The sequence below is a fragment of the Jatrophihabitans sp. genome (genome assembly GCF_035474675.1).
GTDB lineage: Bacteria > Actinomycetota > Actinomycetes > Mycobacteriales > Jatrophihabitantaceae > Jatrophihabitans_A.
The window spans coordinates 1-5,092 of sequence record NZ_DATINC010000069.1 but is presented as its reverse complement, the minus strand read 5'-3'; the positions used below and the strand labels follow the sequence as shown (position 1 = coordinate 5,092).

Below are 5,092 nucleotides of genomic sequence, written 5' to 3'. Positions count from 1 at the left end.
CTACCCACCAAGACCGGTGCGGTGGCCAGCACGTACTCGTCGATCAGGCCGGCCCGCATCGCCGCTGCGGCGAGTGTGGCGCCGACGATGTCCATAGGGCCGCCGTCCTCGGCCTTGAGCCGGGCGATCTCGGGGACCGCGTCGCCGGTGACCAGGCGGGTGTTCCAGTCGACCGTGCTGATCGTGGAGGAGAACACCACCTTCGGCATGTCCCGCCAGCGGCGGGCGTACTCGATCTCCGCCGGGGTGGCGCCGGGCTGCTGGTCGGCGGTCGGCCAGTGGGAACTCATCGCCTCCCACAGTTTGCGCCCGTACAGCGCCAGGTCGGTCGCCCCCACCCGGTCGGACCACCACTGGAACAGCTCGTCGCTCGGCACGCTCCAGCCCAGGTCGTCGCCGGGCGCGGCGACGTAGCCGTCCAGGCTCAGGTTCATGCCAAAGGTCAGTTTCCGCATGCGTCAGCCCCTGTGAGTCGGTATGCGACGTACAGACCAGCACGGCGCGGAGAAATCATCGATAGGCCGGCGCCGAGGAGTCCACCGGGGCGGCCGCGGCGGCCTCGCGGCGAGCCTCGACCCGGTCGACACCACCGTCGCCCCGCGGCCGGCACCGCTCCGGCGGACAACAAGCAGATTGCAGACACGCCCTGACAATGCACGCAACCCACGTCAGCGCGTATAACCCACATGCACCCCGGCTTTGCCTCGCACCACATGGCTCAGCCTTCGCAGCTGGCACACCATCGATCCGGCGGCGCCGTCGGGTCGGAGTCGGACGGAGTGAGATGACCATCGTCGTCGCCTACCAGGAGACTCCGGAGGGCCGCCGGGCGCTCGGGCACGCAATGGCCGAAGCCGGACTGCGCCACACCGACCTCGTGGTGCTGACCGCGCCGTCGCGTCCCGACGGCGATCCGGTGACCCGGCTTCCCGAGGTCCCGGTGCCCCACCTGGGCGGGCCGCCCGCTGCCGATGGTTCGGTGACCACCGCCGAGCACCCGGCCGTAGCGGTGCACCTGCGCAACGCGGTGAAGCCGGACCACCTGGCCGACGAGCTGCTCGACCTGGCCGGCGAGCTCGACGCCGAGCTGATCGTCATCGGGCTGCGGCGACGGTCCCCGGTCGGCAAGCTGCTGCTCGGCTCGGCCGCGCAGCACATCCTGCTCAACTCCACGGTGCCGGTGCTGGCCGTGCGCCTTCCCGACTGACCAGGAGGCGACGATGGCAGCCGACACCGAACAGGCACCACCCGCGGACCCGCCCCGCCGACGATCGGTGGGCACCATCGCATGGGCCGTGTTCGCCACGGTCGTCATCGTGGCCGGGTTCATCAGCACGCTGGGCTCCGAGGCCGGGGATTCGGCCCGCAGCCGGCTCGGTCTGATCGCCCCTGCCGCCCCTGGCGGCGGTTGGGACCTCGTCGCCCGCGAGTCCCAGCAGGCCCTCAAGGCCGACGGCATCGTCAACAACGTCCAGGTCGTCAACATCCCCGGGGCGGCCGGCACCATCGGGCTGGGCCAGCTGACCGACATGTCCGGGCAGGGCAACACGTTGATGGTCACCGGCACCGTGATGGTCGGCGGCATCATCGCCAACGACAGCTCGACGACCCTGGCCGACGTCACCCCGGTCGCCCGGCTCGCGGAGGACTTCGAGGTCATCGTGGTGCCGGCCGCGTCGCCGCACCAGAACCTGCGCAGCCTGCTCGACGCGTGGAAGGCCGACCCGGCGGGCACCGCGATCGGCGGCGGCTCCAAGGGTGGTACCGACCACCTGCTGGCCGGCATGGTCGCCGGGGCCTACGGCATCGACACCACGAAGCTGAACTACATCGCCTTCTCCGGAGGCGGCGAGGCACTCAACGCGCTGCTGGCCAACACGGTCGCCGCGTCGGTCTCCGGTTACAACGAGTTCGCCGACCAGATCGAGGCCGGCAACGTCCGGGCGCTGGCCGTCGGCACCAAGGACCGGGTCGAGGGCGTCGACGTGCCCAGCCTCGGTGAACAGGACATCGACGTCGAACTGACCAACTGGCGCGGGCTGGTCGGCCCGCCCGGACTGAGCCCCGAGCAGCGCCAGGTGTTGATCGACATCGTCACAGAGATGCGCAACGGGCCGGCCTGGCAGGACACGATCGCCCGCAACAAGTGGCGGGACAACTTCATCAGCGGCGACGAGTTCGGCGCCTACCTGAAGACCGAGGCCGAGCGCATCGGCGTGATCGCCCAACAGCTCGGGATCGGAGCGTGATGACCACCAGCAGCCCAGCCCCACCCAGTGACGACACTGCCGCCGGCACCACCGCCAAGCCGCAAGCCTCCGGCATGGCCGAGCTGGTGGTACCGGCCATCCTGGTGGCCATCGCCGTCTTCCTGATCATCGGGACGGCCAACATGGTCCAACCGCCCAGCGTCCAGCGGCCCGGCCCGACCTTCTTCCCCGGCATCATCATCGCGTTGCTGCTGGTCATGGCTGCCTTGAGCACCGTCCAGACGTTGCGCACGGTGCGGGCCCGGCGCGCCGGGCTCCTGCAGGACGAACAGGAGGCGCACCTCGACGCCGACGGCGACCCGATCGAGGAGATCCCGCCGGACCCGCCGCGCGGCCGCGGGCCGTGGCCGGCCGGCGCGGTGACCGACTGGCGGGCCGTGTTGACCGTGCTCGGGTCGCTGGTGGCGTTCATGGTGCTGCTGCGCCCGGTCGGCTGGATCGTGGCCGCCGCGGTGCTGTTCTGGGGGGTCGCCTACGCCCTCGGGTCCCGCCGACCGGTCTTCGACGTCTCAGTCGCTCTGGTCATGTCCTCGCTGATCCAGCTGACCTTCGGGTACCTGCTGGGCCTGAACCTGCCGGCCGGCTTCCTCGCGGGGGTGATGTGAGGTGGACCAGCTCAGCAACCTGATGCAGGGGTTCAGCCTGGCGCTGACCCCGATCAACCTGGTCTGGGTGGTCGTCGGCTGCGTGCTGGGCACGGCGGTCGGCGTGCTGCCCGGGCTGGGCTCGGCGATGGCGGTGGCGCTCCTGCTGCCGGTGACCTTCTCGCTGGACCCGGTCGGTGCGTTCATCATGTTCGCCGGCATCTACTACGGCGGCCTGTTCGGTGACTCCACGACCGCCATCCTGATGAACACCCCCGGCAACTCGACGGCTATCGCGTCCACCTTCGAGGGCCATCGGATGGCCAAGCGCGGGCGGGCGCCGCAGGCCCTGGCCACGGCCGCGATCGGCGCGTTCACCGGAGGCCTGCTGGCCACCATCCTGGTGGTGTTCTTCGCGCCGGTGCTGGCCGAGCTGGCCACGGTGTTCGGCCCGGCCGAATACTTCGCGCTGGCCATCGTCGCCTTCGTGGCCACCGCCGCGGTGGTCGCCGACTCCGCGGTCAAGGGCCTCTCCGCCCTGGCCATCGGGCTGGCGATCGCCCTGGTCGGGGTGGACGCCATCAGCGGCGCCGCGCGCTACACGTTTGGCATCCCGTCGTTGCTCGACGGCATCGACATCGTGGTGATCACAGTCGGGCTGCTGGCCCTGGGCGAAGTCCTGTTCATCGCCTCGCGGATCCACAAGGACCCGGAGGCGACCGCCATGAAGATCAGCGGCCGCCCCTACCTGAGCGGGAAGGAGTTCCGGGAGGCGCTGCCGGCATGGCTGCGCGGCTCGGCTTTCGGGCTGCCGTTCGGGGCCATCCCCGCGGGCGGGGCCGAGATCCCGACGTTCCTGGCATTCGGGCTGGAGCGGAACCTGGACCGGCGCCGCGCCGACCCGCAGTTCGGCACCGGCGCGATCCGCGGCCTCGCCGCGCCGGAGTCGGCGGCCAACGCCACTGCCGGATCGGCGATGGGCTCACTGCTCGCGCTCGGCCTGCCCACCTCGGCCACCGCCGCGATCATGCTGGCGGCGTTCCAGCAGTACGGGATGCAGCCGGGCCCGCTGCTGTTCGTCCGCAACGCTGAGCTGGTGTGGGCGCTGCTGGCCAGCCTGTTCGTCGGCATGATCGTGCTGCTGGTGATCAACCTGCCGTTCGCGCCGCTGTGGGCGAAGCTGCTGATGATCCCCAAGCCCTACCTCTACGCGGGCATCACCGTGTTCTCCGCGCTCGGCGTGTACGCCTCCTCCGGGTCGATTTTCGACGTGGCGATGCTGACCGTGATCGGGCTGCTCGGCTTCGCGCTGCGCCGGTTCGGGCTGCCGCTGGCCCCGGTGCTGATCGCCGTGATCCTGGGGCCACTGGCCGAGACCAGCCTGCGCCGCGCGCTGGCGATCAGCGAAGGCGACCCGGGAGCGCTGTTCTCCTCGGGGTTGACCATCACGCTCTACTGCCTGCTGCTACTCGGCCTCGTCTGGGTCGCATTCTCCCGGCTACGCAACCGCGCACAGGCGGACATCTGATCCGGCCTGGGCCGTACTCCACACCCGGTCGGTGCGTCTGCTCGACGGAGACGAGTGACCGTCGGGCCGCAGGCACCAGAAGGCCCGGGAGCACGCGACCCGAGGTCCTCTAAGAAACCTCTAAGACAGCACCACGACCATCACCCATCATGGCCACCGCATCCCACGGCTCCGTCGCCTCCGCGACCGCTGCGCTCGCGCACCGGACGGCTTCGCCTCACCGACCGGCGGAGATCATCGTCATGCGCCGGCCGGTAACGAGTCCTCTGTAATAAGCGCTGCATCCGCAGCGAGCGATCGGACAAGGGCGTCATCCGGCCGCGGGGACCTTCCTTCAGTTCCCGCGGATCGATGGTCGGCCACCCCGCTCGGGGGTCACTGAGAGAGGCGATGACAGCGTGGCGAACAGCGGGCCCGGACCGGGCGACGGTCAACAGGTCTGGGGGGACCACGCGGCGTTGCTGCCCGAGTTGGTGTCGCATCTGCAGACCAACCGCACCTCGTTGCGTGAGCAGTGGGCGAAGCGGATCACCGACGCCCGCCTGCTGTCGGCGATGACCGCACAAGAGGTGTTCACCGAAGTCACCTCGGTCTACGACAACTACGTCGCCGTACTCGAGACCGGCAGCGTCGAAGAACTCCGCCGCTACGCCCGCGACCTCTCCGAACGCATCATCCCCCGCGGCGTCGAAACCGACGAAGTCGTCGGC

General features: G+C 70.3%; 5 protein-coding genes and 1 pseudogene. 5 read left to right on the top strand and 1 reads right to left on the bottom strand.

From position 1 onward, the window contains the following. Positions 1–455 (bottom strand): dihydrofolate reductase family protein (locus tag VLJ82_RS08430; RefSeq protein WP_408662892.1); only part of this gene is annotated, 455 nt, incomplete at its 3' end. 329 nt (positions 456–784) lie between these two features. On the opposite strand from VLJ82_RS08430, the gene VLJ82_RS08425 reads away from it, so the two are divergent. The 5 genes and pseudogenes from VLJ82_RS08425 to VLJ82_RS08405 form a co-directional block, all read left to right on the top strand. Beyond that, complete coding sequence (locus VLJ82_RS08425; protein ID WP_408662891.1) at positions 785–1,207, top strand: universal stress protein; 423 nt, start codon at positions 785–787, stop codon at positions 1,205–1,207. 13 nt (positions 1,208–1,220) lie between these two features. After that, positions 1,221–2,249, top strand: a complete 1,029-nt coding sequence (locus tag VLJ82_RS08420) for a Bug family tripartite tricarboxylate transporter substrate binding protein (protein WP_408662890.1) — start codon at positions 1,221–1,223, stop codon at positions 2,247–2,249. Beyond that, complete coding sequence (locus VLJ82_RS08415; protein WP_408662889.1) at positions 2,249–2,875, top strand: tripartite tricarboxylate transporter TctB family protein; 627 nt, start codon at positions 2,249–2,251, stop codon at positions 2,873–2,875. The genes VLJ82_RS08420 and VLJ82_RS08415 overlap by 1 nt, the downstream gene beginning before the upstream one ends. 1 nt (position 2,876) lies before the next feature. After that, positions 2,877–4,382, top strand: a complete 1,506-nt coding sequence (locus VLJ82_RS08410) for a tripartite tricarboxylate transporter permease (RefSeq protein ID WP_408662888.1) — start codon at positions 2,877–2,879, stop codon at positions 4,380–4,382. A 398-nt stretch (positions 4,383–4,780) separates the two neighbouring features. After that, a pseudogene (locus VLJ82_RS08405) lies at positions 4,781–5,092 on the top strand (anti-anti-sigma factor); the annotation flags it as partial.